Origin of the sequence: Staphylococcus sp. EG-SA-17 (assembly GCF_017151845.1) — a bacterium.
GTDB lineage: Bacteria > Bacillota > Bacilli > Staphylococcales > Staphylococcaceae > Staphylococcus > Staphylococcus aureus.
Genome location: NZ_JACVZO010000003.1, coordinates 118,614 through 142,998, shown reverse-complemented (window position 1 = coordinate 142,998; position 24,385 = coordinate 118,614). Strand labels below are relative to the sequence as shown.

The following is a 24,385-nucleotide window of genomic DNA, read 5'->3' as shown; positions in this document are numbered from 1 at the left end:
AGAGGTATTTTTAATTGGAAAGCAGGTAAAAAGGATGGAAGTACATAAAAAGAGCAATGCTTGGGCATTATTCCCCTTGTTATTATTTGTGGCGTTGTTTTTAGGCGTAGGTATTATCACAGGTGATTTTACTTCAATGCCATTAAATGTTGCAATTACGATAACGGTAATTGTGGCGTTATTAATGAATCGAAAAGAATCATTTGCTAAAAAAGTTGAGGTCTTCACGAAAGGTGCAGGCCATTCAAACATTATTTTAATGATGTTGATTTTTATTTTAGCAGGTGCATTTTCAAATACAGCTGAAAAAATGGGTGGCGTAAAGTCGACAGTTAATTTAGGACTATCATTAATCCCGGAAAATTTAATTATTGTAGGATTGTTTGTGATTTGTATGTTTGTTTCTATATCTATGGGAACGTCAGTAGGGACTGTTGCTGCAATAGCACCTGTTGGTTACGGATTTGCACAAGCGACAGATGTACCAACTGCGCTAGCAATGGCTACAGTTGTTGGAGGTGCAATGTTCGGCGATAATCTATCAATGATTTCAGATACAACAATTGCTGCGGTTAGAACACAACATACGAAAATGAAAGATAAATTCAGAGTAAACTTTAAAATTGTATTGCCAGGTGCTATTTTAACGATTATTATTCTGTATTTCTTAACGAATGGCATTTCTTTAAATCATGCTAAAAACTATGATTATAATCTAATTAAAGTTGTACCGTATATTTTAGTATTGGTATTAGCATTATTAGGTGTAAATGTCATTATCGTATTGATTGGCGGAACATTATTAGCCGGAATCATTGGTCTCATAGATGGTTCATTCGGTTGGATGGGGCTACTAGATGCAGTGTCCAAAGGTATTATAAGCATGGAAGATATTGCTATGATTGCGTTGCTAATTGGTGGTTTAGTGGGTATTATTCAACACAATGGTGGTATTGAATGGTTGTTGCAATTTGTTCGCTCTAAAGTGAAATCAAAGCGTGGCGCAGAATTAGGAATTGCTAGTTTGGTAAGTGTCGCAGATATTGCCACGGCAAATAACACCATCTCTATTATTATGTCAGGTCCTTTAGCTAAAAATATTGCAGATGAATATGATGTAGATTCAAGGAAATCAGCAAGTATTCTTGATATATTTGGAGGCTGCTTCCAAGGTTTATTACCATATAGCCCGCAAGTCATTTCAGCGGCTGGTGTAGCTGGTATTTCACCGTTAATGTTATTCCCATACAGCATTTATCCTATATTATTAGGTGTATGCGGACTTGTTGCGATTTTATTTAATTTTCCAAAGCTAAAAAAGAACACTAGTCAAGAAATGAAACATTAATGCTTAACAATATATCGATGTAGCCAAGTAAGGTGGCTTGTTATATTAACAGATCATGTTGTACTCACCGTATAACGCTAATCTTTTAAAAATGATGATCATCTATGTTTGGAACTGAGCAAAAATACGTTAAAATAAAAGTAAGAGCGAAAGTGGGTGGACAACAGTGGCAAAATTTAATGTAGAGAATGAACATGTCGAAGTTGAAATTGAAAAGCTTTATAAATTTTCTCCAGAGTTAGTATACGAAGCTTGGACAAAGAAAGATTTGTTGAAACAATGGTTTATGACATCAGCCAGAACGAATAAAGAGATTGAAGCGGACGTTAAAGAAGGCGGTAAATATCGTATTGTAGATCAACAACGTAATGGCAAAGTAAATGTGATTGAAGGCATTTATGAATCTTTAGTTATGGATGAATACGTTAAGATGACTATCGGTATGCCTGGACTAAGTGAAACACAAGATGTCATTGAGGTAGAATTTTTTGAACGTGAAACAGGTGGCACCCAAATGCTATTTTATTATCGTTCATTAGTTGAAAAAGAAAGACGATTTACTAATTTAGAATACAAGCAAAAGAAAAAAGAATATCATGATGCCATGGTGCATGGTTTCGAATTGATGTTTGATAAGATGTACCACGTTATCGAAACATCAACACAACAATAAAATGATAAAAGGAAGTTATGATAGGCTCAAGGCCATTAAATCATAACTTCCTTTTTTCTAATTTGAAATATCATTATGTAGTAAATACTCATTATATTTTCTTACAAGTGTTTCAAAGAATATATGATAACTGATGAAGCTAGAATAGTCTGTACCATCAGTTAAGTAGAATGTGTTACTGGATACATAGACGTTGTAATTTGCTTTTTGAGCAAGGGTATTATCTTTCATTGTAGTAACAGAAATAAAGTATTTTTGTCTAAGTTGAAGCAAGTTTGTTACTTCTAATAATTCATGTGTTTCACCTGATAATGAAATAATAAAGAATAAATCATTAGGTTCACTCTTATTCAAAATCATTTTAAGTTCATGTTCATCATGAAGTACAATGACATGATTATGTAACGTTAACAATATACGCTGTGCCTCTGAAGCAACGTTTAACTGTGCACGCCCTGTACCATACAAATATATTGTTGAAGCTGTATGCATTTTTTCAGTAAGAAGCTGGTAATCAACGCGTTCTAAATAACTGAATGTACTATCGATTTCTTGTTTGAAACTATCGATAGAGTTAGATGGTAATTGGTGTGTCTTATTACTTTCAAATTTAAGGTACGATTTAAAATCGCTATAACCGTCAAAACCTAATTTGCGTGTAAATCTGTGAATGGTTGCATTCGAGGCATGTGTGAATTGCGCTAAATCTTGTATTTTCATATTTTTACATTCATCTATATGTGTATTGATAAAGTGAGCGATATGTAAATCATTGTCATTAAGTTTATCAAAGTTTCGATTAATGTGTTCGTCTAAAAACATATTCAACCTCCTTGGAAATAAATTTGTGATATATGGTTTTTACATTAAAAGGTGAAATTTTTAAAATTTAATTCTTGATTGTATATAAGGTTATAAATGGCTAAAGTACTTACATATTTTAAAATCAAGCATATTCTTGACATGCTTGTGAAAAAATTTTCACTATATGAAAAGATAATCTGATTATACAAAATACTTTCAAAATACGTCAATGTCGTTGTAGGTGTGTAAGCGTTTACTATATATTATATTTAAATAGTAAGACATCTATTTATAAATGAATCTAATTAGATGTATTGTTAGGAAAGATGATATGGAGGGAATAGAAGATGAATGCGATAAAGCGTTTCGGTAGTGCAATGATTGTACCAGTATTAATGTTCGCTTTCTTTGGGATAGTGCTTGGCTTTGCGACATTATTTAAAAATCCTACAATCATGGGGAGTTTAGCAGATCAACATACGTTTTGGTTTAAATTTTGGTCAGTGATAGAATCTGGTGGCTGGGTTATTTTTACGCATATGGAAGTTGTATTTGTTGTAGGTTTACCACTTTCTTTAGCTAAAAAAGCACCAGGTCATGCAGCACTTGCAGCATTGATGGGTTACTTAATGTTTAATACATTTATAAATGCTATTTTAACGCAATGGCCACATACGTTTGGCGCAAATTTAGAAAAAGGCGTTGAAAATGTACCTGGTTTAAAATCAATTGCAGGTATTGCCACATTGGATACGAATATTCTAGGTGGTATTATTATTTCAGCTATTATTACTTGGATTCACAATAGATACTATAGTAAACGATTACCAGAAATGGTTGGTGTATTCCAAGGTTTAACATTTGTGGTTACAATTTCATTTTTTGTGATGTTACCATTAGCAGCAATTACTTGTGTTATTTGGCCAACTGTTCAGCACGGTATTGGTTCAATGCAACACTTTATCATTGCTTCAGGCTATATCGGTGTATGGTTGTATCACTTCTTAGAACGTGTATTAATACCAACAGGATTACATCACTTTATTTATGCACCAATTGAAGTTGGACCAGTAGTAGTCAATCACGGCTTGAAAGCTGAATGGTTACAACATTTAAATGAGTTTGCTAAGAGTACTAAGCCATTAAAAGAGCAATTCCCTTATGGCTTTATGCTTCAAGGAAATGGGAAAGTATTTGGATGTTTAGGTATTGCTTTAGCAATGTATGCTACGACACCTAAAGAAAATCGTAAAAAAGTAGCAGCATTACTTATTCCTGCAACATTAACAGCAGTCGTTGTAGGTATTACTGAGCCATTAGAATTTACATTCTTATTCATCGCACCATACTTATTTGTTTTACACGCAGTTTTAGCAGCATCAATGGATACTTTAATGTACGCATTTGGTGTTGTAGGTAACATGGGTGGTGGCTTGTTAGACTTTATTTCAACAAACTGGTTGCCATTAGGTAAAGAACATTGGGGTACTTATGTTGCACAAGTTATTATCGGTCTGATATTTGTAGCGATTTACTTCTTCTTATTCAGATTCTTAATTTTGAAATTTGATATTCCATTACCTGGACGTAAGAAAACAGAAGAGGAAGTTAAATTATTTTCTAAGCAAGATTACAAAAATAAAAAAGGTGATAGCGTAGATTCTAAACGTGCTTCAACAGGTAATGAATACGAAGACAAAGCTGCGTATTACCTCGACGGTTTAGGCGGCAAAGAAAATATCAAAGATGTTACTAACTGTACAACAAGATTACGCTTAACTGTTTATGATGAAAGTAAAGTTGCGGATACGGAATATTTCACGCATCAACAAATGGCACACGGATTAGTAAAGAGTGGTAAGAGTATCCAAGTTGTAGTAGGTATGACAGTACCACAAGTTCGTGAAGCATTTGAACAAATGGTTGAGGATCAATCGTCCGAAGATAAATAATATAAAAAAAGACACATCACTATACGCAATCATTGTAAATGATCATCGTATAGATGTGTCTTTTGTTATGATATACGAGCTTTGCTCATAGATGACGATCTATAATTGGCAGATAGAATGTCGATATTTCTAGTTGCAATCGTATGTAACAATTTAGCAAATATTTCTGGCGTACATATAATATGTGCATGAGACTTATTCAACGTATAAGTGATATCAGTGTGATTTTGGAACATATTCATAATATCGATGACTTTGTCTTTAATGAAAGCATCTTGCAAGCCATCAATATTGATATCGAAACGCTTTGCAGATTGATATAAATTATCAGAATCAAGTAATTCATTTATTTTCTTTGGTGAAAGTACTTGGAAAATACTATACTGATGAAAACTTAAAAATGAAATGAAGTATGGAAGTTGTTGCTTTGGTAAGCTAATTTCTAATACATACTGATTAAACTGTTTGTTTATTGAGAATTGCAACGCATCACAAAATTGTACACTTTTGCATAACTTACTTAATTTTTTTCTAGTAGTACGGTCATTTAAACCGGCGATGTTGATGATGTATGTTTCGAATTTATCAATTAACATGTGAGGACCTCCCGAGGAATACATGGCATTAAATACACGTTTAATATTTATAAAGGTGACTTAATTTTGTTCAAGTTGATTTTACCACGCTTTTTTTCTTTATTCACTAAGACTTTTGAATGAAGTTTAAAATAATTGTTTATCAGTGATAAAATATTTGCAATAAGAAGAGAATGGCTAAATAATCTTAATTTTCAGAAAAGTAATTGTAACCTTACTGGTCTTATGGTAATATTTTTCAATATTATCGACGAGGATGTGTTAACAATGTTTCAAAAATTGAGTATATTTGCCACGAAGAGTTTTTTGGTATGGATGTTAGTAGCAGCTGTTATTGGATTTATTTTCCCACAACATGTTGCGACATTAGGTAAATGGGTACCTTATTTACTTGGTATTGTTATGTTAGGTATGGGATTAACAATTACACCTAATGATTTCAAAATGGTCTTTAAAGCACCTAGAGCAGTAATTATTGGTGTCTGTCTACAATTCAGTATTATGCCCACATTAGCATTTATAATTGCAAAGTCTTTTCATTTACCACCTGATATTGCTGTTGGCGTAATATTAGTTGGATGTTGTCCGGGTGGGACATCAAGTAATGTAATGAGTTATTTAGCCAAAGCTAACGTAGCACTTTCTGTTTCTATTACGACGGTCTCTACGTTGCTAGCGCCATTCGTTACACCTGCGTTAATATATCTATTTGCAAATGAATGGTTGGAAGTATCTTTCCTGAGTATGTTGTGGTCAGTTGTTCAAGTTGTATTAATTCCAATTGCTTTAGGTATTGTTTTGCAAATTATTAATCGTAAAATTGCTGAAAAAGCTTCTACAGCTTTGCCGATTATATCAGTTGTTGCTATTTCATTAATTTTAGCAATAGTTGTAGGTGGCAGTAAGCACCAAATCTTAACTACAGGATTATTAATATTTTTAGTAGTTATTTTACATAACGTATTAGGGTATACGATTGGATATTGGTTAGCTCGTCTTTTAAAATTAGATCGACAAGATCAAAAAGCAGTCAGTATTGAAGTTGGAATGCAGAACTCTGGTTTAGCTGTGTCATTAGCAGCATTGCATTTTAATCCAATTGCAGCAGTACCAGGCGCAGTGTTTAGTTTCATTCATAATATAACAGGGCCTATTTTAGCAAAGTATTGGTCAAAAAAGTTATAATTGCACTAATAGAATGAAGTGGTCATCGGACTATGTTAAGCTTTGATAAAGAGAAAAAATAGAGGAGTAAATATATGTATAGAGCAGTTATATTTGATTTCGATGGAACAATAATAGATACGGAACAACATTTATTTAATGTTATTAATAAACATTTAGAGATGCATAATGCCGATCCTATAAGCATTGATTTTTATCGTTCTTCTATTGGAGGAGCAGCTACAGATTTGCATGACCATTTAATTAAAGCGATTGGTTCGGAAAATAAAGATAAACTTTATGAAGAACATCATCTTACTAGTACAACATTACCGATGATTGATACGATTAAATCATTGATGGCATTTTTAAAGCAACGTCACATTCCTATGGCGATTGCCACAAGTAGTGTGAAAGCGGAAATAATGCCTACCTTTAAAGCATTAGGTCTAGACGATTATATAGAGGTAGTTGTTGGTAGAGAAGATGTTGAACAAGTTAAACCTGACCCTGAATTATATTTATCTGCAGTACAACAATTAAATTATATGCCGACACAATGTTTGGCTATTGAAGATTCTGTAAATGGTGCAACAGCCGCGATTGCAGCTGGATTAGATGTTATTGTTAATACGAATAAAATGACAAGCGCACAGGACTTTTCTAATGTAGATTATGTAGCAAAAGATATTGATTACGATCAAATTGTAGCGCGTTTCTTTACGAAATAGGAGGCGTATCATGATGGGTTACATTATATTGTTTTTTCTAGCTGGTCCAGTAATTTTAGGCGTTGGAAATTTGGTGATTGGTCCTATATTTAACAAACAGACACCATTTCACGTGCAAGTAAGATCTTTTGTTGTTGGTTCAATGATTTACTTAATACTCGCAACAATTGGCTATTTTTTACTATTACAAGGTAAACTTTAACGAGAAAACCACCTTACCTCATTAAATGGACGACCATATGTATGTGAAATGGTAGAACGTTCATGTTTATGTATGAGATAGGGTGGTTTAAATAGTTACATATATTTTAATAATAACGTCACGATGATAAGTACAATTAAGATAATATCTATGCCTACCATAATTGTAGCTCTTGTTGCATTACTTCCTTGTTCTTTTGCTGATTTCATAGCACGGTAGTTTGGCACAAAGCTAATAATTAGTAAGATTAATACAATTACACCAATTAATGCTGTTGTCATGATGAACGACCTCCTTTATTTTTTTCAATCAATTCCCAAATAAACGTAGCAATCACACCGATGATTAACCCAGTGATGACACCGATTTGTACCGTTAAAAATATGGCGCCGAAAATGATACCAATAATTAATGCAATCGGTAAAGTCGTACCGAGTTTAATCTTGCGCTCTGGAGAATTAATAATAGTAAATAATGTAAGACAAATGAGTATGAAAACAAGTGTTGCAATAATAGTTCTTCCAACTAAATATAGGATGTCAGGTTTTTCCATACCGATATAATTTATGATGAAAAATGCTACAGCAAAGAGTATCGATATTTTTGTAGCACGTGGCAGTATTTGTTTTAACATTGATATACTCCTTTGTAATATTATTAAAATTATATCATAATTACCGAGAATAGCTGAAGTTGTATGTGACTTAATAGTTTTCGAACAACTTTTTTATTTTTTTAGAAAAATCACAAAATAATTGTTTGCAAAGTTGCAAAAGCCTGCTATAGTAGTTCTGTAAACGATTGCATGGTATGCAAATATTAATGTACCAAAATCGGTAATTTATAGTATAATTACGGCAATAAGTTTTTTTATGGATTTATTTAGTATCAATCAGAGATGGGGTAAGAAGTTATGGAGAACAATGAACTACAAAGGGGATTGAGTGCCCGTCAAATTCAAATGATTGCACTTGGTGGTACGATTGGCGTGGGGCTTTTCATGGGTGCTACAAGTACAATTAAATGGACAGGCCCATCAGTTATCCTTGCATATTTAATTGCGGGTATCTTTTTATTTTTAATCATGAGAGCAATGGGGGAAATGATTTATTTAAACCCTACAACAGGATCATTTGCAACATTTGCAAGTGATTATATACATCCTGCAGCAGGTTATATGACAGCATGGAGTAATATATTCCAATGGATTGTTGTTGGTATGAGTGAGGTCATCGCAGTAGGAGAATATATGAAGTTTTGGTTCCCGGAATTGCCAACCTGGATTCCTGGTATTATTGCTATTTTATTATTGATGGCAGCGAATTTATTCTCGGTAAAAGCGTTTGGAGAATTCGAATTTTGGTTTGCTTTAATTAAAGTTGTAACAATTATTTTAATGATTATTGCTGGTTTTGGTCTTATTTTCTTTGGTTTTGGAAATGGTGGCCATGCGGTAGGTATTTCTAATCTATGGACAAATGGCGGATTTATGCCAAATGGTATTGTTGGTTTCTTCTTTGCATTATCAATTGTAATTGGTTCATACCAAGGTGTGGAACTGATAGGTATTACTGCAGGTGAAACTAAAGATCCTCAGAAAAATATCGTTAAAGCAGTGAATGGTGTTATCTGGAGAATTTTAATTTTCTATTTAGGTGCTATTTTTGTTATTGTTTCAGTGTATCCTTGGAATCAATTAGGAGACATTGGAAGTCCGTTTGTTGCAACATTTGCAAAAATCGGTATTACATTTGCAGCTGGATTAATTAACTTTGTTGTATTAACTGCAGCAATGTCAGGATGTAACTCAGGTATTTTCAGTGCGAGTCGTATGATTTATACACTTGCTCATAAAGGTGAAATGCCGAAAATATTTACTAAAATCATGAGAAATGGTGTGCCATTGTACACTGTTGTTGCAGTATCTCTTGGTATTTTAATTGGTGCTTTATTAAACGTAATTTTACCTTTATATATCGATGGAGCGAAGAGTATTTTCGTATACGTTTATAGTGCGTCTATTTTACCAGGTATGATTCCTTGGTTTATGATTTTATTCAGTCACTTACGTTTTAGAAAATTACACCCTGAAGAAGTGGAAGGTCACCCATTCAAAATGCCTGGTGGCGCAGTAACTAACTATTTAACAATCTTATTTTTAATATTAGTATTGGTTGGTATGGTATTTAATGTTGAAACTAGAATATCAGTGCTTATTGGTGTTATCTTCTTAACGATTGTAACGATTTATTATTTTATTAGATATAATAAAAATAATGTAAAAGCAAAATAGTATGATTATAATGTGCGCTTATTTTATGACAAACTTGGCCCTAGCTTATTAAAGTTAAATAGCCAAAGAAATGTTATGAGTAGGCGCATTTTTTTATAAATATAGCTTAAATCAAAGATGTAGTATGAATTTACTTATAAGTGGCAATACTATCGTTAGTTTTTACTGTAGGCTTTAAAATAAAAAATAGCTTTATTAAAATAACAAACGCAATTGATATATGGAATGAATCCGTTAATCAACTGCGTTTGTTTTTAATATAAGAAATTGAATGGCCTTATCAAATCATTGGTCATATGCGTATGTTATACAAGATAAAAGACATGTAAGCTTTGAAAATGATGCATAAATTATTATATGACATGATTAAAGAATTTATATAAGACTGTTAATGTTTAAAGTTAATATTTGATAAATGTTTACGATAGTTATCTAAAGCCATTTTAGATTGTGTTATGAAATCTAATGATGCGTGATAATTTAATGCAACATAACGATAATATAAAATATCAATAGTGAACATTTGAGCAAATAATGAAGTTGTTGCTCCCATATGCATCTCATTTTCATCAGTTTTCCCATAAGTTAAAACAATATTTGATGCCTGTGCTACGGGATTATCCCTTGTACTAGTAATTGTAATTATAGGTATATGGTAGTCATCAATAACTTTAACCATTGATTGCATTTCACTTTGCGTACCATTGTTAGTAATAAGAATAACACTGTCATTCGAATTGTGAGTTGCTAATAATGTTGCAAAAATATGTGTTTCTTGAACAAGTTGAATATTAAGACCTATTCTTGATAACTTTTGGTATAAGTCGGTAGCAACTACAAAAGATGCGCCAAAACCATATATAAAAATCGTCTCAGAACGTTTTAAACAATGACATATTTGATCAATAGTTTTATCATTTAATTCGTTATTTGCATGATTAAGTGCGCGTGTAGTACGTGTATGGAGTTTAGTTCTTAAAGATTCTGTGCTTTCGTTATTCATTAATTCAACATTGTAAATTGATGATGCTTTAGGAACATATTTAGATATATTTATTTTCAAGTCGTGAAAACCGCCATCAGTAATTTTCTTGCTAAATCGAATGACTGATGATGTACTAATATCTAATAAGCTTGCTAAGTCTTGAGACCTCATTTTAATCACCTTTTGAGGTGAATTTAGTATAAATTTAGCTATCTTTTTTTCATTTTTAGTCATATATGGATATTGACTATCTATTTCTGTTAGTACGTTTGACATATTAATCACTCCACTTTAACGCAATATATTTTATTAGCGTTGGCTATTGTTGTTTAACGCGATGGTATTTACAACTTGTAACGTTAGAGAATGAAAAATAAGCTGAATATGTTGTTTGTTTAATGATATTGAATTATAAAACTGTAAATTTTTTTAAGATGTATAGATAAAAAATAGCATACTCCCATGTGCAAATAATATATCAATATATTGATATATTACCGTAAGTCATACTGTATATTCCCAATTTATACATTATGTACTCATCTATTTAAATCTTAGTAAATGTAGTTATATAAGACTAAATCTACCATCTTAATCATTATGATTATAACTCGATTAATGCATCTTTACAATTTGAAGAAACTTTTTAATTGTATAATTTATGTAATAAAGTGAATTTTAATAAATAACTTGTTTAAATGACATTTTATGAAAAATAGGTTAATGAGCAAATTTAATTGCAAATAATGCGTTAGATAGTTCTGTATGATAAAAATTAAGATATTGAATTTTGTTACCATAGTCGACTTGTCGGAGGGGACGTTTATTAAGTAGTGTTATAATTTCATAATAGAAAACTTGCTTTTCGTTTATTATATATGATGTTTCAAAGCCTTTGAACTTATTCAATTCATTAGTAACTATTTGGTTAAATTTATAAATATGCGTTTGAATGTTCCAATTTGTCATTAAAGTATTATATTTAATCGTATCAATGATTTGAATCAAATTAGTAATTTGTTGTCTCATATACTTAGTTTCGTTTATCATGTAGAAGTACCTCCAAAAATCAATTATTAAACAGGAAAGGATATAACAGTGGAAAATGAAAAAAAGAAATACACGTTTAAAGATATAGCATGGAGAGATTTGCTTATAATTCCAATTATAGGTGTTATATTTTATGCACTCACAATTGCAGCTTACATAGGACCAATTTTGTTTGGTTATTATAAAATCGATAGTAATCTGATATTTGTAGCGACTATCACACAAGCTTTAGCATATACGATTGGGATTGGCGCATTTTATTTATTTCATTTAAAAGTGATGCCATCAAGGCTTCGAGCTGGTTTTGCGTATATCAAAAAATATTGGCTTAGATTGTCAATAACGTATATTATTGCTCTCATCTTAATTTATACATATGAATATATGACACAGTTTCTACCTAAACATTTGCAATATAGTGAAACAGCCAATGAACTTGAGCTAAATAAAATGTTTGAAGTGCCTGCATTTTTACCTGTAGCATTCTTATTAATTGTGATTGTAGGTCCAATAGTTGAAGAAATCGTATTTAGACATATTTTAATTGGAGAATTAGGTAAGAAGTTTAATTTTATAGCTATGAGTATTGTTTCGGTGTTCTTATTTGCATTTATTCATGTGACTGATGCAAAGTCGCCATTTGAGTTTGGTCCATATCTCATACTATCCATCATATTAGTTTTCACTTATATAAAATCTGGAAGAAACCTAGGTTCAACAATTGCATTACATATAGCAAATAATTTTGTTTCTTTCGTTATATCAGTAATAAGTATTTATGCGTAGATAAAACCCCATCGACTCCATAGTTTAGGAATCGATGGGGTTTAAAAATTGATGATAGTTATCAATGGATATGTCTCTGGTTTGAATCGTCTTACCGAATGAATACGAAATATCTATAATATTTTCAATTTCGAGTTCGGCAGTTTTGTCTTGAGCAATATCATAAATGACTGCATGCCAATGTCCATGTTTACACAAAAGGCCAATAAATATAACGTTTTCGGCTTTAATATTATCATCAACCCTATGATCTACTAACATCACATTTCGTTCTGTACAATAAATTAAAATGTCGGAAAACAACATTGGGAGTGTCATATGTTGTGTGTCATCAAATTTAATATAAAAGTCCATGCGCTTAAGCAACTTTCTTAAGCGTGTTTGTGGAAGACTTAAACATTGTTTTATAATTGCGTTGATTTCGCTTTTATATGGTAATGTCGAGTACGACTGACTTTCATTAAGCACTAAAAATAAGGCCGATAATTGTGTTTCAGATAAGTTTAATGCAATTTTAGATTGTGCTTGTTGTATTTGGTAACCACCATTTTTCCCATAATGCGCATAAATTTTAACACCTTGATTTTCTAAATCATCAATATCTCTTAAAATTGTGCGTTTGGATACGTTGCAATATTTAGCTAATTCTAAAGCGGTCATTTTTTTATTTTGTTGAATTGCAGTAATTATTAAATTTTGCCTTTCAGCTTTATTCATGACAGCCACCTCCTAAAAGATGATATATTACACAAAGTATAACATAAGAGTGACAATGAGGACATTTTCAATATCTTTTTAAAAAAATCGGAAAAATTTTGTAGAAAACGCTTACATTTTAAAAAAGATTGTGCTATGATATTACTTGTAACAGGGGGAGCGATTAAACAAAGGGGTAGAGCTATATAACAGATAGCTTTTAATCGTTCAAGTTACATCACAACATCTTCAATATTTATTACTTACTTTCCTTTCTATTTGTCGGCTAGCACGTGACTAGCCGATTTTTTTATGCACAAAAAGAAGAAGTCTTCAGTTGTATTGTTGATTCTTTTAATATAGGGTAATAGTAAAATGATAATGATATGAGAAGTGGTGGACGAAGTGACAGATAAAACATTACAGCAAATAGATAAGTTAATATGTTCGTGGTTGAAACAAATAGACAATGTTATTCCACAATTAATTATGGAGATGACTACAGAAACCAAGCGTCATCGATTTGATTTAGTTACAAATGTAGATAAACAGATTCAACAACAATTTCAACAATTTTTAGCAACGCATTTTCCGGAACACCAACTATTAGCGGAAGAAAAAAGTAATAAAATGATTACGAATGAAATTAATCATTTATGGATTATGGATCCCATTGATGGAACTGCCAATTTAGTAAAACAGCAAGAAGAGTATTGTATTATATTGGCGTATTTTTATGAAGGTAAACCAATGTTATCGTATGTATATGATTATCCGCATAAAAAGCTTTATAAAGCACTACGAGGAGAAGGTGCTTTTTGTAATGGAATTAAGATGGAAGAACCACCATCGTTAAAATTGGAAGACGCTATTATATCGTTTAATGCACAAGTGATGAATCTGGATACGGTGCAAGATTTATTTGACGCCTCATTTAGTTATCGTTTAGTTGGTGCTTGCGGATTAGATTCTATGCGAGTGGCAAAAGGTCAATTTGGGGCACATATTAATACAAATCCTAAACCTTGGGACATTGCTGCGCAGTTTTTATTTGCAGAACTATTGAATCTAAAAATGACAACTTTAGATGGTAAGGCAATTGATCATTTAAAGGGTGCACCTTTTATTATAAGTAATCAAGCATGTCATGAAACGGTACTTAAAATTTTAAATGCAAATGGTGGTTATCAAAAATACAGATAGATATTCTATAGTGATAAAAAATGATAAAAAATAGTTATACGTCTACAGAAGTATAGTAAAAAAATTATTTTACTATATAATAAATAGAGAAAACAGACAAAGTATGTAAGGAATAGTAAAGGAGTGGTGGGATTGAAACGTTCGTCTAAAAGTAAAATGAGCCTACCGAAAAAAATATTTTTATGGGTATTCGGTATTTTAGTAATCTTAGCGATTGTAGCTGTTGTGTATGTAGCTGCTAAAATTTTTATTACTGGTAATAAGATACACAATCCGTTAGATCGCAATCATTCAGAATTAAGAGATAAAAAAGTGAGTTTAAACGATGGTGATCCATTCACAATCGCTTTATTTGGTGTCGATTCAGATGCTGATCGTAAGAAAAAGGGTGGCGGAGAGCGTAGTGATAGTATTATGATTTTATCTATCAACCCTAAAACGAAGAAAACTGAAATAGTAAGTATACCGCGAGATACAAGAGCAGAAATTGTTGGCCGTGGTACTACTGAAAAAATTGCACATGCCTATGCATATGGTGGACCAAATATGGCTGTTAAATCACTTGAAAAATTAATGAATGTGCCAATTGATCATTATGCGACAATCGATATGGATGGTTTGCATAATATGATAGATAGCATCGGCGGTGTTGATGTAGTAAGTAATGATACATTCACTGTTGATGGTGTTCGTTTTACAAAAGGACAGCAGACACATGTAAATGGTGATCAAGCATTGAAGTTTATTAGAAGTCGTAAAGAAGAAGGTGCTGGTGGTGACTTTGGTCGACAACAACGTCAGCAAATTGTGCTTGAAGCGATGGCCAATAAGATTGCAAGCCCATCATCGATTACACATTTTAATAGTCTAATGAATGAAATTCAAAATAATGTTAAAACAGATTTAACATTAGGTGATTTGAATACGATTAGAAGCAATTATAAAGATGCTAATGACACGATTAATAAACATCAATTGAGTGGTCAAGGCGGCATTCAAAGTGACGGATTGTACTACTTCATTCCTAGTGAGCAGTCAAAAGCTGAAAGTACTAAGTTATTAAAAGATAATCTAGAGTAGTAAACTAAGGGAAAGTAAGTTATCAAAATTGTACACAAACTAATTAGATAGAATGAGCTGTAAAAAGAATAACGAATAGAATTAATAGCCCGTAAATAGAAGGTGATAACACTTTTTATTTATGGGTTATTTTATTTAATGCCTGATATGCGGTTTTGTAAATTAACCCATTACAAATTCAATTTAAAAATAAATCATACCTTCTAAATGACAGTAGATATTTATCAGACTTGGGTTATTAATTTTCAGAAAAAGGGTATTTATAAATAGTATAACGATTTTTAGGTGAGCTACTTATTAAGTATTGTCATTAATAAGGTTGTGAAAGATATGGCAAAAAAGCGTGAAACAGATAATTGGAAAGCTAATAATGATAATTATTTTCAATTAAACAAAAAGATGATTTAATTTCGCGCAAAATATTTCAAATAAAAATGATTGCAAAAATAAAAAATACAAAAATACGCTTAACATTATACACTTAAAGTAATACAATTATATTGATTCTATCTGAAAGATGTGTGGGGCATCGTTATTTTAGGTGGATATGAGCAATTTATTAAAAGTCATTTACGGAAAAATATATAGATGGGGTGAATAGTATGCAAGAACATTTGGTGGTCACGCTTGATGGTAAAGATTATCTTGTAGAACCAGGTACAAATTTACTTGAATTCATTAAATCGCAAGATACTTTTGTGCCTTCAATTTGTTATAACGAATCAATGGGACCAATTCAAACGTGTGATACATGTACTGTTGAGATTGATGGTAAAATTGAACGTTCATGTAGTACAGTGATTGATCGTCCAATGACAGTAAATACAGTGAATAATGATGTGAAAGATGCTCAAAAAGAAGCGCTTGATCGAATTTTAGAAAAGCATATGCTGTATTGTACAGTATGTGATTATAATAATGGTGATTGTGAAATTCATAATACGATGGATGCATGGGGGCTTCAGCATCAAACGTATGAATATAAAGAGAAGCCATACGAAAAAGATTACGGCCCATTTTATCGTTATGATCCAAATCAATGTATCTTATGTGGGCGTTGTGTAGAAGCATGTCAAGATATTGAAGTAAATGAAACTATTAGAATTGATTGGGATCGTGAACATCCACGTGTTATTTGGGATAATGATGTACCGATTAATGAATCTTCATGTGTATCTTGTGGTCAATGCGCAACTGTATGTCCATGTAATGCCATGATGGAAGTGAATATGGAAGGTAATGCGGGTTATATGACTGATACGGAACCTGGTTCATTAGCGGCAATGATTGATTTAACTAAAAAAGCAGAACCTGGTTATGGTCCACTATTTGCAATCTCAGATTCAGAAGCAGAAATGCGTAAAGAGCGTATTAAGAAAACTAAAACAGTGTGTACATATTGTGGTGTGGGCTGTTCATTTGAAGTTTGGACTAAAGATAGAGAAATTTTAAAAGTACAACCATCACATGATTCTCCAGCAAATAAAATTGCGACTTGTGTTAAAGGTAAGTTTTCATGGGGACATATTAATTCAGATCAACGCTTAACGAAACCATTAGTAAGGAAAAATGGTGAGTTCCATGAAGTAGAATGGGATGAAGCATTAAATGTCATTGCAGATAATTTTACATCTATTAAAGAAAAGTATGGCCCAGACGCACTATCATTCATTTCTTCTTCTAAAGCGACGAATGAAGAATCGTATTTAATGCAAAAATTAGCAAGACAAGTTATTGGCACTAATAACGTTGATAACTGTTCAAGATATTGCCAAGCACCTGCAACAAAAGGCTTATTTAGAACGGTTGGACACGGCGGTGACTCAGGTAGTATTGAAGATTTAGAAAAAGCAGCAATGTCTGTATTGATTGGTACGAATACAGCCGAAGCACACCCGGTTATTGCATCACGCATGAAACGTGCTCAAAAATTATTTGGACAAAAAATACATGTGTTTGATATTAGAAAACATGAAATGGCTGAACGTGCGGATCGTTTCTATCAACCGAAACCAGGTACGGATTTAGCGTGGTTAAGTGCAGTGACGAAATATATCATTGATCATGACTTACACGATAAAGCCTTTATCGAAGAGTGGGTTGAAGATTTTGATGAATATTACAAGTCATTAGAAACATTTACAATGGCATTCGCTGAAGAGGCTACTGGTATTCCAGAAGCAGAGTTGATTAAGTTCGCTGAAGAATGTGCCAAAGCTGAGTCCGTTGTCATTTGTTGGGCAATGGGTATCACACAACAAGACATTGGAAGTGATTCAAGTACAGCAATTTCAAACTTATTATTAGTTACTGGAAATTATCGTCGACCTGGTACAGGCGCGTATCCATTACGTGGACATAATAATGTTCAAGGTTGTAGTGATATGGGTAGTATGCCTGATAAAATTACTGGCTATCAAAGTATTGAAGCGGACGATATTCGCGCTAAATTCGAAAAAGAATATGGCGTTAAATTGAATCCTAAAGTTGGTAAAGATAATCATGAAATGGTTGAAGGTGTCCATGATGGGGACATTCATTCATTATATCTATATGGAGAAGATACTGGTATTGTAGATTCAAATATTAATTTTGTACAAGCTGCTTTTGAAAAATTAGATTTCATGGTAGTCCAAGATGAATTTTTAACATTTACAGCTACATTTGCAGATGTTGTCTTACCAGCAAGTCCTTCATTAGAAAAAGATGGTACTTTTACGAATACTGAGCGACGTATTCAACGTTTATACCAAGCATTGAAACCATTAGGTGATTCTAAACCTGACTGGAAAATATTCCAAGCAATTGCTAATAAATTAGGTTTCGATTGGAATTACAAACATCCAAGCGAAATTATGGATGAAATTGCTAGACTAACACCTCTATATGCTGGGGTAAGTTATGATCGTTTAGAAGGATTCAATAGTTTACAATGGCCTGTGCATCCAGATGGTACAGATGAACCAATACTTTATTTAGAAGGATTTAATTTCGATAATGGTAAAGCAAAATTATTCCCATTATCATTTGATAATTACTTTAAGCAAGATGAAGTTTATGATATTCATGTAAACAATGGTCGATTGTTAGAGCACTTCCACGAAGGTAACATGACATATCAAACACCAATGCTTAAATACAAAGTGCCACGTGCATTTGTTGAAATTTCTCCAGAGCTTGCTGAAGATAGAGGCATTCATGAAGGTGCAGAAGTTAAGTTGATTTCTGAAACAGGAGAAGCGGTATTACAAGTTCACGTGACAGATCGTGTTAAAGGTAAAGAAATCTATATTCCATTAAATAATGATGCGATGGAAAATGGAGACCTAGGTGCAATTAACTTATTAACTAATAGTGATGTTGATCAATACACGGATACACCATCTTATAAATGTACAAGCTGTCGTTTGGAGGTAATTACGAAACGTGGTAAGTCACCGTTGAACCCAAATAATTTCCGTGTCAATAAAAAACGTCATCCGCAGTACAGTGTTCAAGTACAGAAAAAATGGGAACGTCCAGATTATGTTTTCCCAGGAAATCAGGTGGATAAATAATGGCTGAGAGAATATCTTCTAAAATTAGACGCTTAGAAAAATCAGAAGAACAAATTAAGTTAGAAAGTTTAAATGAAGTTACAGAGGCAATTGCAGCGAATAAAGATAGTATATTAAAAGCAATCAAACTTATTAAAGTGTTAGATGATGCTAAAATATTAGATGCTTTAAATGGCGCAGTTAGAGGACGTCAAGTGATTATTAATAAATTTGCTGTTGAGCTCAACAAAGATATCTATACTGGTCTATTAACAAATATGGCATCAATGGTATTTTTATTAGGTGAATTAAATGTATCAGATTTAAGTGACTTCCTTAATAAAGTTAATAAAGGATTACATGTTGCAAATCAAGCGAGTCCTAATGCGAAGACATCTGTAAGAAGTCTGTTAGGCGTTTTAAAAGATGACGACATGAACCGTAGTTTAACATATATGCTTAATATGCTAAAAGGTATGTCTCGAGAAGATTAACATTACAATGAAAAAGTGTTTCTACATGCAAGCAGTGTAGGAGCACTTTTTTAATTTTTTTAAAAATTAAAAAGGGTGTTTTTGATGGAATAAATGAATAACATTGAAAAACAAAAAAATCACGTGCTATTATGAATCAATCATCGACAGGCCTATGAAACATCATGTATTATTATGATTATGTAAGTTATTTAAATAAAAAGGGTGAGTGCATATTAATTCGAGAATGTTAAAAACGTCAGCTGTAATTTCTAATACATTATTAGTCATAGGTTTAGTCTGTCTATTTATGATGAAATTAGTGTTAGCTATTACTTTTTTTGCTGTTTCATTATCAATTAGTCTAGTTGTCTTTAATATGATGTTCAGAGATAGAACAACGATGAAAGTAATCGTTAACGCTTCTTTTTTAATCGTAATATTAGCGATTGTAGTGGCATATTTTTTATTGTCTAAGTAAGAAAAATGAGGTTTTGTCTATATGAAGAAGAATTTCAAGTTACGCATTTCAACGCTACTATTGATAGTTATTTTAGTTGTTTTTGCTGTATTACTCATCGTGAATGAAACTAAATTGTTTAAAAATGATGTGAATTACTCTTTTGATGAGGCTGTTTCAATGCAACAAGGGAAAGGTATTGTACAGACAAAAGAAGAGGATGGTAAATTTGTTGAAGCAAATAATAATGAAATTGCTAAAGCAATGACTATTTCACATAAAGACAATGATATGAAGTATATGGATATCACAGAAAAAGTGCCAATGTCGGAATCTGAAGTTAACCAATTGCTAAAAGGTAAGGGGATTTTAGAAAATCGAGGGAAAGTTTTTCTAGAAGCTCAAGAAAAATATGAGGTTAATGTCATTTATCTTGTTAGCCATGCATTAGTAGAAACAGGTAACGGCAAATCAGAATTAGCAAAAGGCATTAAAGATGGAAAAAAACGCTATTACAACTTTTTTGGTATAGGAGCATTCGATAGTAGTGCTGTTCGTAGTGGAAAAAGTTATGCTGAAAAGGAACAATGGACATCACCAGATAAGGCGATTATTGGTGGTGCAAAGTTCATTCGTAATGAATATTTTGAAAACAATCAACTGAATTTATATCAAATGCGATGGAATCCAGAAAATCCTGCGCAACATCAATATGCGAGTGACATTCGCTGGGCAGATAAAATTGCCCAATTAATGGATAAATGCTATAAGCAGTTTGGTATAAAGAAAGATGATATTAGACAAATATATTATAAATAAGACATCAGTGCTTAAAGGAGCTGGAACAATTTATTGTTTCGAGCTCCTTTAGCGCATTCTGAGTGTGTTAGTTAAATGGATTTTAACCTAACAAAAAACGCTATATAGCATCAAATATGCTATATCCCACATCATTGTTACAAATGTACATTATGTAAATGAATATTGCTGTCTAAATGTGCATGTAATATACAATGGTGCAGATAATACACTTAAGTCTTTAAAAATGAAACGTTAGTTCCAAGAGTCATTTTTAAACAATAGTGCATGTGATAAAATAGAAAAGAATGAAAAATATAGAGGTGACAATATGAAGATAGCAATTATAGGTGCAGGCATCGGTGGATTAACAGCTGCTGCATTATTACAAGAACAAGGTCATACTATTAAAGTCTTTGAAAAAAATGAGTCAGTTAAAGAAATTGGCGCTGGGATTGGTATCGGAGATAATGTGCTTAAAAAACTAGGTAATCATGACTTAGCTAAAGGTATTAAAAATGCTGGGCAAATCTTATCTACAATGACAGTGTTAGATGACAAAGATCGCCTGTTAACTACTGTTAAATTAAAAAGTAATACATTGAATGTGACGTTACCACGCCAAACATTAATTGACATTATTAAATCTTATGTAAAAGATGATACAATATTTACAAATCATGAAGTCACGCATATAGATAATGAGACAGATAAAGTTACCATACATTTCGCGGAACAAGAGAGTGAAGCATTTGATTTATGTATTGGTGCTGATGGAATTCATTCTAAAGTGAGACAATCTGTAAATGCTGACAGTAAAGTATTATATCAAGGGTATACATGCTTTAGAGGTTTAATTGATGATATTGATTTAAAGCATCCGGATTGTGCAAAAGAATACTGGGGAAGAAAAGGAAGAGTAGGTATTGTTCCGTTATTAAATAATCAAGCATATTGGTTCATTACAATCAACTCGAAGGAAAACAATCATAAATATAGTTCGTTTGGTAAACCTCATTTGCAAGCATACTTTAATCACTATCCAAATGAAGTTAGAGAGATCTTAGACAAACAAAGTGAAACAGGTATCTTATTGCATAATATTTATGATTTGAAACCACTCAAATCTTTTGTTTATGGTCGTACTATTTTACTAGGAGATGCAGCACATGCGACAACGCCTAATATGGGGCAAGGTGCTGGACAAGCAATGGAAGATGCTATCGTATTAGTAAATTGTTTTAACGCATACGACTTTGAAAAAGCATTACAGCGTTATGATAAAATACGTGTCAAACATACTGCAAAAGTAATTAAGCGTTCTAGAAAAATCGGTAAAATTGCCCAATATCGTAGTCGTTTAGTTGTTGCAGTTAGAAATCGTATTATGAAAATGATGCCAAATGCATTAGCAGCTGGACAAACTAAATTCTTATATAAATCGAAAGAGAAATAATACAACAATATGAAAACCCCCGTATGTTGAAATGAGAGCTCAACATATGGGGGTTCTTGTTTTTATAATGTCATTATAATAAATTCAATTATTAGTTAACGACAAATTGTGGTTTCTCACCTTGAACGGCACTAATTGCAGCATTAGCAACAATTTTAGACATCATGTCACGTGCTTCAAATGTAGCATTACCAATATGCGGTGTTAATACTACATTATTAAGTGATTTTAAGTCATCGGTAATATCTGGTTCAAATTCATATACATCAAGTGCAGCACCTTCAATTTCATTATCTTTCAATGCTTGCACTAGTGCTTGTTCGTGCACGATTGGACCACGAGAGGCATTGATTAAATACGCCGTAGATTTCATCATTTTAAATTGTTCTGTATCAATTAAATGATGCATTTTAGGATTATAAGCAGCGTTGATAGTGATAAAATCTGCATTCTTTAATAGTGTATCTAAATCTACATATTTTGCACCGATTTCTCGTTCTTTTTCTTCTTTGCGATTAGGTCCTGTGTATAGTACATCCATGTCAAATGCTCTTGCACGACGCGCTACTGCACTACCAATTTCACCTAAACCGATAATGCCGATTGTTTTCCCAGATACTTCTCTACCTCTGAAAAATAAAGGTGCCCATCCGTCAAATCCAGTTGTACGTGATAATTGGTCGCCTTCAACAATACGACGCGCTACTGCAAGTACTAATCCAATTGTTAAATCAGCAGTCGCGTTTGTTGATGCTTTAGGTGTGTTTGTAACATCTATACTTTTTTCTCGAGCATACTCGATATCAATATTATTAAAACCAGCACCATAGTTGGCAATGATTTTTAAGTCTTTACCAGCATCGATAACATCTTTATCAACGTTTGTAGATAATAAACTAATTAAGGCAGTCGCATCTTTAACACCTTTAATTAAAGTGTCTTTATCGACTAATCCTTTACCTTCATACATTTCAACTTCAAAATGTTCTTGTAAAAGTTTTAAACCTACTTCTGGTATTGCACCAGCAACATAAACTTTTTCCATAAAAGATCACTCCTTTTATCTTAGTATAGTAGAAGATTAGACAGTATACAACTATGTCATGATGTCTTGTGTATCAATGATGTAAGCGTGTACTTTTGATGGAGGTGATATAACTTAGGCACTGTAGAACTATGAATATTGTAATGTGGAAAAACTGGATCAATTAAATTAGATAACGTAGTTTTAAAGTTAAATAGTATTGAAAAAATTAATATTATGAATATGGGGGGGAAATATAAATAAGTAGGTGGCAACGAAAAATAGCAAAAAAAGAGCTTCTCCTATAAAGGAAAGCTCAAAGTTTTTTGATGACATATGTACTAGAATTAAGTTTCAAGACAATATGTATCATCGTGTTTATATTAAATATGGATGTAGTTGTAGTTACCTGCTTCGCTTGCAGAAATAGTTCTAGAACTTACTGAGAAAGGTCCGCCACTATAATTCATTTCTGAAATTGTAACTGAACCATCACTGTTTACACTTTCTACATATGCAACGTGACCAAATGGTCCTTCAGAAGATTGTAGGATAGCGCCTTTAGAAGGTGTATGGTTTACTGTGAATCCAGCACCTTGTGCAGCAGCAGCCCAATTATTAGCATTTCCCCAAGTAGAACCGATTTCTCCGCCTACTTTATCATATACATACCAAGTACATTGTCCTGCAGTGTATAAGTTACCAGAATGTGAAATTGATGATGTAGTTGTCGTAGTTGTTGTAGTCGTTGTAGTTTGAGTCGTATTATAGTTATAGTTGTTATAATTTGTATAATTTTCAGCAGCGTCTGCATGTTGTGCATGACCTACTAATGCTGTACCAATTCCTGCTGTTAACGTAGTTGCTGTTACTAATTTTTTCATGAATAAAGTCCTCCAAAGTTCTATATCTTTTTTTATAAATAAAACGTAGCGACTGTTTTATTCTCACATCTCGAATTGATGACAATAGTTACTTTAACAAAATTAATGCTTCTTGTGGGGAATGTTATTGATTTGTAAAAGAATAAAAAAACTTTGACTAATTTTGTAATAAAAATTAGTCAAAGTTACAA

24 protein-coding genes are annotated in these 24,385 nt (G+C 32.3%); 15 read left to right on the top strand and 9 right to left on the bottom strand.

Going from position 1 to position 24,385, the window contains the following annotated elements:
* The first annotated feature begins 34 nt into the window (after positions 1–34).
* Both IDG65_RS02775 and IDG65_RS02770 read left to right on the top strand, forming a co-directional pair.
* Positions 35–1,348 (top strand): Na+/H+ antiporter NhaC family protein, encoded by a 1,314-nt coding sequence (locus IDG65_RS02775; protein WP_000451829.1) that lies wholly within the window; start codon positions 35–37, stop codon positions 1,346–1,348.
* A gap of 166 nt (positions 1,349–1,514) precedes the next feature.
* The gene (locus IDG65_RS02770) at positions 1,515–2,021 is read left to right on the top strand and encodes an SRPBCC family protein (protein WP_001051556.1); all 507 of its coding nucleotides are present in this window, start codon (positions 1,515–1,517) and stop codon (positions 2,019–2,021) included.
* A gap of 57 nt (positions 2,022–2,078) precedes the next feature.
* Here IDG65_RS02770 and IDG65_RS02765 read toward each other — a convergent pair whose 3' ends face one another.
* Complete coding sequence (locus IDG65_RS02765) at positions 2,079–2,843, bottom strand: MurR/RpiR family transcriptional regulator (RefSeq protein ID WP_000477989.1); 765 nt, start codon at positions 2,841–2,843, stop codon at positions 2,079–2,081.
* 329 nt (positions 2,844–3,172) lie between these two features.
* On the opposite strand from IDG65_RS02765, the gene IDG65_RS02760 reads away from it, so the two are divergent.
* Entirely contained in the window at positions 3,173–4,777 is a 1,605-nt protein-coding gene (locus IDG65_RS02760; RefSeq protein WP_000991504.1) for an alpha-glucoside-specific PTS transporter subunit IIBC, read from the top strand.
* Positions 4,778–4,842: 65 nt separating this feature from the next.
* Here the strand turns inward: IDG65_RS02760 and IDG65_RS02755 are convergent, their stop codons facing one another.
* The gene (locus tag IDG65_RS02755) at positions 4,843–5,373 is read right to left on the bottom strand and encodes a hypothetical protein (protein WP_000904065.1); all 531 of its coding nucleotides are present in this window, start codon (positions 5,371–5,373) and stop codon (positions 4,843–4,845) included.
* 267 nt (positions 5,374–5,640) lie between these two features.
* On the opposite strand from IDG65_RS02755, the gene IDG65_RS02750 reads away from it, so the two are divergent.
* The 3 genes from IDG65_RS02750 (at position 5,641) to IDG65_RS02740 (ending at position 7,470) form a co-directional block, all read left to right on the top strand.
* Positions 5,641–6,558 carry a bile acid:sodium symporter family protein gene (locus IDG65_RS02750; protein WP_000486810.1) on the top strand — a complete coding sequence of 306 codons (918 nt, stop codon included), beginning with the start codon at positions 5,641–5,643 and terminating at the stop codon, positions 6,556–6,558.
* A gap of 74 nt (positions 6,559–6,632) precedes the next feature.
* Entirely contained in the window at positions 6,633–7,268 is a 636-nt protein-coding gene (locus IDG65_RS02745) for an HAD family hydrolase (RefSeq protein WP_000285450.1), read from the top strand.
* A gap of 10 nt (positions 7,269–7,278) precedes the next feature.
* Positions 7,279–7,470: a hypothetical protein gene (locus IDG65_RS02740; protein WP_001796542.1), complete on the top strand. Its 192-nt coding sequence runs from the start codon at positions 7,279–7,281 to the stop codon at positions 7,468–7,470.
* Between the two features lie 95 nt (positions 7,471–7,565).
* Here IDG65_RS02740 and IDG65_RS02735 read toward each other — a convergent pair whose 3' ends face one another.
* Together IDG65_RS02735 and IDG65_RS02730 are read right to left on the bottom strand one after the other, a co-directional pair.
* A complete protein-coding gene (locus IDG65_RS02735; protein ID WP_000205307.1) occupies positions 7,566–7,751 on the bottom strand; it encodes a hypothetical protein in 186 nt (61 codons plus the stop codon).
* The gene (locus tag IDG65_RS02730) at positions 7,748–8,104 is read right to left on the bottom strand and encodes a hypothetical protein (RefSeq protein ID WP_000917670.1); all 357 of its coding nucleotides are present in this window, start codon (positions 8,102–8,104) and stop codon (positions 7,748–7,750) included. The genes IDG65_RS02735 and IDG65_RS02730 overlap by 4 nt, the downstream gene beginning before the upstream one ends.
* A 279-nt stretch (positions 8,105–8,383) precedes the next feature.
* Here IDG65_RS02730 and IDG65_RS02725 point away from each other — a divergent pair, with 279 nt between their 5' ends.
* The gene (locus IDG65_RS02725; protein ID WP_000429670.1) at positions 8,384–9,763 is read left to right on the top strand and encodes an amino acid permease; all 1,380 of its coding nucleotides are present in this window, start codon (positions 8,384–8,386) and stop codon (positions 9,761–9,763) included.
* A gap of 388 nt (positions 9,764–10,151) precedes the next feature.
* Here the strand turns inward: IDG65_RS02725 and rpiRc are convergent, their stop codons facing one another.
* A complete protein-coding gene (rpiRc, locus tag IDG65_RS02720) occupies positions 10,152–11,024 on the bottom strand; it encodes a pentose phosphate pathway transcriptional regulator RpiRC (RefSeq protein ID WP_000073195.1) in 873 nt (290 codons plus the stop codon).
* A gap of 444 nt (positions 11,025–11,468) precedes the next feature.
* Entirely contained in the window at positions 11,469–11,798 is a 330-nt protein-coding gene (locus IDG65_RS02715) for a hypothetical protein (RefSeq protein WP_000606733.1), read from the bottom strand.
* A 48-nt stretch (positions 11,799–11,846) separates the two neighbouring features.
* Between IDG65_RS02715 and sdpB the strand changes: the two genes are divergently transcribed.
* Complete coding sequence (gene sdpB / locus IDG65_RS02710) at positions 11,847–12,584, top strand: CPBP family intramembrane glutamic endopeptidase SdpB (RefSeq protein ID WP_000426703.1); 738 nt, start codon at positions 11,847–11,849, stop codon at positions 12,582–12,584.
* Between the two features lie 24 nt (positions 12,585–12,608).
* Here the strand turns inward: sdpB and IDG65_RS02705 are convergent, their stop codons facing one another.
* On the bottom strand, positions 12,609–13,301 hold the full coding sequence (locus IDG65_RS02705; protein WP_001030125.1) for a helix-turn-helix transcriptional regulator: 693 nt from the start codon (positions 13,299–13,301) through the stop codon (positions 12,609–12,611).
* A 384-nt stretch (positions 13,302–13,685) separates the two neighbouring features.
* On the opposite strand from IDG65_RS02705, the gene IDG65_RS02700 reads away from it, so the two are divergent.
* From IDG65_RS02700 to IDG65_RS02670, 7 genes are all read left to right on the top strand, one after another.
* Positions 13,686–14,483, top strand: coding sequence for an inositol monophosphatase family protein (locus IDG65_RS02700; RefSeq protein ID WP_000130458.1), 798 nt, complete (start codon positions 13,686–13,688; stop codon positions 14,481–14,483).
* Between the two features lie 132 nt (positions 14,484–14,615).
* The gene (locus tag IDG65_RS02695) at positions 14,616–15,563 is read left to right on the top strand and encodes an LCP family glycopolymer transferase (protein WP_000831055.1); all 948 of its coding nucleotides are present in this window, start codon (positions 14,616–14,618) and stop codon (positions 15,561–15,563) included.
* Positions 15,564–16,165: 602 nt separating this feature from the next.
* Positions 16,166–19,120: a formate dehydrogenase subunit alpha gene (gene fdhF, locus IDG65_RS02690; RefSeq protein WP_061385106.1), complete on the top strand. Its 2,955-nt coding sequence runs from the start codon at positions 16,166–16,168 to the stop codon at positions 19,118–19,120.
* On the top strand, positions 19,120–19,593 hold the full coding sequence (locus tag IDG65_RS02685) for a helical membrane plugin domain-containing protein (protein ID WP_000840815.1): 474 nt from the start codon (positions 19,120–19,122) through the stop codon (positions 19,591–19,593). Before fdhF ends, IDG65_RS02685 begins: the two co-directional genes overlap by 1 nt.
* A 226-nt stretch (positions 19,594–19,819) precedes the next feature.
* Positions 19,820–20,053 (top strand): hypothetical protein, encoded by a 234-nt coding sequence (locus IDG65_RS02680; RefSeq protein WP_000921246.1) that lies wholly within the window; start codon positions 19,820–19,822, stop codon positions 20,051–20,053.
* A gap of 21 nt (positions 20,054–20,074) precedes the next feature.
* Positions 20,075–20,851 (top strand): N-acetylglucosaminidase, encoded by a 777-nt coding sequence (locus IDG65_RS02675; protein WP_000739225.1) that lies wholly within the window; start codon positions 20,075–20,077, stop codon positions 20,849–20,851.
* A 310-nt stretch (positions 20,852–21,161) separates the two neighbouring features.
* Positions 21,162–22,286 carry an FAD-dependent monooxygenase gene (locus IDG65_RS02670; RefSeq protein WP_000684146.1) on the top strand — a complete coding sequence of 375 codons (1,125 nt, stop codon included), beginning with the start codon at positions 21,162–21,164 and terminating at the stop codon, positions 22,284–22,286.
* A 91-nt stretch (positions 22,287–22,377) separates the two neighbouring features.
* On the opposite strand, the gene IDG65_RS02665 is transcribed toward IDG65_RS02670, so the two are convergent.
* Positions 22,378–23,331: a 2-hydroxyacid dehydrogenase family protein gene (locus tag IDG65_RS02665; protein WP_000417007.1), complete on the bottom strand. Its 954-nt coding sequence runs from the start codon at positions 23,329–23,331 to the stop codon at positions 22,378–22,380.
* Positions 23,332–23,693: 362 nt separating this feature from the next.
* Entirely contained in the window at positions 23,694–24,194 is a 501-nt protein-coding gene (locus IDG65_RS02660; protein WP_000737699.1) for a CHAP domain-containing protein, read from the bottom strand.
* Positions 24,195–24,385: the final 191 nt, after the last annotated feature.

Excerpts from the sequence above, each read along its gene's own strand:
- IDG65_RS02760 (WP_000991504.1), top strand. The coding sequence starts at position 3,173 with ATGAATGCGATAAAGCGTTTCGGTAGTGCAATGATTGTACCAGTATTA.
- rpiRc (WP_000073195.1), bottom strand. The coding sequence starts at position 11,024 with ATGTCAAACGTACTAACAGAAATAGATAGTCAATATCCATATATGACT.
- IDG65_RS02730 (WP_000917670.1), bottom strand. The coding sequence starts at position 8,104 with ATGTTAAAACAAATACTGCCACGTGCTACAAAAATATCGATACTCTTT.
- IDG65_RS02675 (WP_000739225.1), top strand. The coding sequence starts at position 20,075 with ATGAAGAAGAATTTCAAGTTACGCATTTCAACGCTACTATTGATAGTT.
- IDG65_RS02715 (WP_000606733.1), bottom strand. The coding sequence starts at position 11,798 with ATGATAAACGAAACTAAGTATATGAGACAACAAATTACTAATTTGATT.
- IDG65_RS02740 (WP_001796542.1), top strand. The coding sequence starts at position 7,279 with ATGATGGGTTACATTATATTGTTTTTTCTAGCTGGTCCAGTAATTTTA.
- IDG65_RS02685 (WP_000840815.1), top strand. The coding sequence starts at position 19,120 with ATGGCTGAGAGAATATCTTCTAAAATTAGACGCTTAGAAAAATCAGAA.
- IDG65_RS02680 (WP_000921246.1), top strand. The coding sequence starts at position 19,820 with ATGTTAAAAACGTCAGCTGTAATTTCTAATACATTATTAGTCATAGGT.
- IDG65_RS02705 (WP_001030125.1), bottom strand. The coding sequence starts at position 13,301 with ATGAATAAAGCTGAAAGGCAAAATTTAATAATTACTGCAATTCAACAA.
- IDG65_RS02670 (WP_000684146.1), top strand. The coding sequence starts at position 21,162 with ATGAAGATAGCAATTATAGGTGCAGGCATCGGTGGATTAACAGCTGCT.
- IDG65_RS02735 (WP_000205307.1), bottom strand. The coding sequence starts at position 7,751 with ATGACAACAGCATTAATTGGTGTAATTGTATTAATCTTACTAATTATT.
- IDG65_RS02755 (WP_000904065.1), bottom strand. The coding sequence starts at position 5,373 with ATGTTAATTGATAAATTCGAAACATACATCATCAACATCGCCGGTTTA.
- IDG65_RS02745 (WP_000285450.1), top strand. The coding sequence starts at position 6,633 with ATGTATAGAGCAGTTATATTTGATTTCGATGGAACAATAATAGATACG.
- IDG65_RS02775 (WP_000451829.1), top strand. The coding sequence starts at position 35 with ATGGAAGTACATAAAAAGAGCAATGCTTGGGCATTATTCCCCTTGTTA.
- IDG65_RS02665 (WP_000417007.1), bottom strand. The coding sequence starts at position 23,331 with ATGGAAAAAGTTTATGTTGCTGGTGCAATACCAGAAGTAGGTTTAAAA.
- IDG65_RS02725 (WP_000429670.1), top strand. The coding sequence starts at position 8,384 with ATGGAGAACAATGAACTACAAAGGGGATTGAGTGCCCGTCAAATTCAA.
- fdhF (WP_061385106.1), top strand. The coding sequence starts at position 16,166 with ATGCAAGAACATTTGGTGGTCACGCTTGATGGTAAAGATTATCTTGTA.
- IDG65_RS02765 (WP_000477989.1), bottom strand. The coding sequence starts at position 2,843 with ATGTTTTTAGACGAACACATTAATCGAAACTTTGATAAACTTAATGAC.
- IDG65_RS02750 (WP_000486810.1), top strand. The coding sequence starts at position 5,641 with ATGTTTCAAAAATTGAGTATATTTGCCACGAAGAGTTTTTTGGTATGG.
- IDG65_RS02660 (WP_000737699.1), bottom strand. The coding sequence starts at position 24,194 with ATGAAAAAATTAGTAACAGCAACTACGTTAACAGCAGGAATTGGTACA.